Below are 2,606 nucleotides of genomic sequence, written 5' to 3' on the forward strand. Positions count from 1 at the left end.
TTTATATACTCTATTAAAAACCAAATTTTTTAAAAGAATTGAGCCCTATTATTTTCCCAAAATTTCCATGATTATATAGAACTGTAGATTATTTGACTTGATATGGGTTTTGTTAAAATCATCAATTACAGCAACTAGTACCGGATTGAATGGGCGGGCAAGCCACGGAGCCATATGAACAAAAAACGCAACAATCACCCTGTTTTGGTTTTAATACTTTATTGCAATTCTCACAGTCGTAGAAGAATTGGCAGGAAGTTGTTGGCATTTCCTCCTCTTTTTGGTGACCACAGTGTGGACAGGTAACAGTGGATTTTAGAATCACTTCCATTAGTCTACGATTTTGTAACCTGTTTTTGCAATGGCGGATTCTATTTCTTCAGGTGTTACCTTACCCATATCATACTTTACAATAGCACTGGATGTTTCGTAGTTCGCATCCACTTCCAAAATACCGTTCAATTGATTGACTTCGTGCTCGATATGGGCTTCGCAACCCGCACACGTCATTCCCTGAATGGAATAGTTCAATTCACCTAAATTGCTTTCGGATACGTAAACGACCTGTTTCTCGATATTTGAATTGGGATAAAACAAATGTGAGTAATAGGGAAATGCCAACATAATACCCGCAAAAATGGTCACCAAAAACAGAAATGTTTTTGATTGGATGAATTTAGGCTTGTCATCCCCGCAGACACAATCAATATCTTGTGGGAGTGATTTTATTTTTTGGTACCAGGCAAAACCTAGGGTCAAAAGGGTGAGGCCTATTAAAACTGGCCTGTAAGGCTCTATCCAGGAAAAAGTGGAGGCAACACCTGTGGCACCTGAAAACAATGCCAATACAGGTGTAATACAGCATAGAGAGGCCACAATCGCGGAGAAAAGGCCAGCAAAAGTACCTTGATTGGAGGTTATCGTCTTTTTCATTTTACGCAATTTTTCTTTTAGATTGAATATTACTTAAAATAGCGGCAAAAAAAGCTTCATTCTTCTTTGATATGTGATAGAAAATGGTCTGACCCTGCCTGCGGGCACCAATGATTTTAGCATCTTTCATTTTACGTAAATGTTGTGAAATAGCGGGAACACTCATTTCCAAAATATCTGCAAAGTCGCAGGGGCATAACTCAATCTCCTTTTGCAACAGGAACAATATTTTAAAGCGAACTTCATTGCCTGCAAGTGCCATCAATCTGCTTACATCCTCTATGGAATCAGCTGTTCTGTTCAAATCTTCTTTACAACGAAGAATTTGTTGATGGTCTGCCTCTGCTCTGGTACAGCTGATTTCAAGTTTCATGGGACGAATTTTATGCTAAGATATAATTATTTAAGCAAATACTTAAATAAGTTTGAAATAATTCTGTTAGTTGTCCTTGAACGACAAGTATGGCCTGGCTATATTTCTAGGGTCCATGCAAATATGGTTGATATCGTATGGTTTCCTATTTTGGACCACTCCATAAACGGTTCTTAAAATTTTATTGGACACATTGTTCATTATCAGGAAATAAGGTTTTCCCTCAAGTTTTTTACGTTGTGCATACAGACTATACTCCTTATTGTGCGCCACGGCAGTCTTGGCGGCTAGGAACAACAATGATTTTAGTTTTTTGTCGGCTAGATGACTGGTCTTGGACTTCATGGACGTTTTTCCGGAGGAATTTGGATATGGGCATACCCCGGCAAAGGCCGCAGCCTTTTTGGCCGTTGTAATACGTTTGAAGTTTTCAGTTTTGATGATCAGATTGTTTGCGATTACCGGGCCAATGCCTTTGATACTTGTAATAAGCTTGTAGTTATCCTTTAAATCGGAATCGCTCTGAACGATTTTTTCGATTTCCTTTTCGATGGACCCAATTTCAATTTCCACATTCATAATGGCTCTCTGATAGCTTCTATGAGCCACAATACTCTGTGAAGGACCATGCTTTCTTGTTTTCATTCCCAATAAAAGGGATGTTCTGTTCTTTGACAACTGTTCCCGCAAACTATAAAGTTCCTTGAGCTCTTTGACCGACTCGGGCTTTGGCTCTGTTAAGTGCAATTCTTCAGTGAACCTCTCACCGTATTTCCTGATACGATAAGCATCCTTCGAATCACTCTTTCCCCGTTGCAACCCCAAGCTATGCTTAATGTTATAGCCGGAGACCAATGCTATTTTGACTTGGAACTGGTAACAGAGATGAACTAACAGGTCTCCATAAGTTCCCGTATGTTCAGCTACCAGGATACAGTTATCTTCAACTTGTTTCAAAAAGCTGCAGATACCCTTAAAGTCATTTTTTACAATCCTTTTTTTCTCCTCACCTGTAATAACATAGCTTACGTCAAATTTCTCTTTGGACAGGTCGATTCCATATATTTTCATAATAAGTGTTTTTGATGTTCCTTTTGAGCGGCTTAAATCGTTAGTGGGTTATGCCCGTAATACTCTCTGGCTTAGGCTCAAATAACTTACCGTACTTAATATAAATAGTAGATTTCCTCTATTCCGTTTCTAAAGCTATTGCAGTAAGTGGAACTATTAATTTCAAGATAGAACTGTATCTGTTCTAACAATATTATTTCTATCGGCTAAGTAACGATTCCGTTTCCTT

At 38.5% G+C, this 2,606-nt stretch carries 4 protein-coding genes; all 4 read right to left on the reverse strand.

The window, feature by feature from the left end:
- Positions 1-121 precede the first annotated feature (121 nt).
- Entirely contained in the window at positions 122-331 is a 210-nt protein-coding gene (locus SD450_RS19475) for a GDCCVxC domain-containing (seleno)protein (RefSeq protein WP_094998157.1), read from the reverse strand.
- Positions 331-933 (reverse strand): mercuric transport protein MerTP, encoded by a 603-nt coding sequence (gene merTP / locus SD450_RS19480; RefSeq protein ID WP_094998158.1) that lies wholly within the window; start codon positions 931-933, stop codon positions 331-333. The genes SD450_RS19475 and merTP overlap by 1 nt, the downstream gene beginning before the upstream one ends.
- 1 nt (position 934) lies before the next feature.
- Positions 935-1,306, reverse strand: a complete 372-nt coding sequence (locus SD450_RS19485) for an ArsR/SmtB family transcription factor (RefSeq protein ID WP_094998159.1) — start codon at positions 1,304-1,306, stop codon at positions 935-937.
- Between the two features lie 66 nt (positions 1,307-1,372).
- Positions 1,373-2,377, reverse strand: coding sequence for an IS110 family RNA-guided transposase (locus tag SD450_RS19490; RefSeq protein ID WP_094998160.1), 1,005 nt, complete (start codon positions 2,375-2,377; stop codon positions 1,373-1,375).
- Positions 2,378-2,606 lie beyond the last annotated feature (229 nt).

This window comes from Flagellimonas baculiformis (genome assembly GCF_033441575.1).
GTDB classification, from domain to species: Bacteria; Bacteroidota; Bacteroidia; order Flavobacteriales; family Flavobacteriaceae; genus Flagellimonas; species Flagellimonas baculiformis.

What these genes read in the sequence shown, in the direction of transcription:
- merTP (WP_094998158.1), bottom strand. Translation starts at nt 933, where the DNA reads ATGAAAAAGACGATAACCTCCAATCAAGGTACTTTTGCTGGCCTTTTC.
- SD450_RS19485 (WP_094998159.1), bottom strand. Translation starts at nt 1,306, where the DNA reads ATGAAACTTGAAATCAGCTGTACCAGAGCAGAGGCAGACCATCAACAA.
- SD450_RS19490 (WP_094998160.1), bottom strand. Translation starts at nt 2,377, where the DNA reads ATGAAAATATATGGAATCGACCTGTCCAAAGAGAAATTTGACGTAAGC.
- SD450_RS19475 (WP_094998157.1), bottom strand. Translation starts at nt 331, where the DNA reads ATGGAAGTGATTCTAAAATCCACTGTTACCTGTCCACACTGTGGTCAC.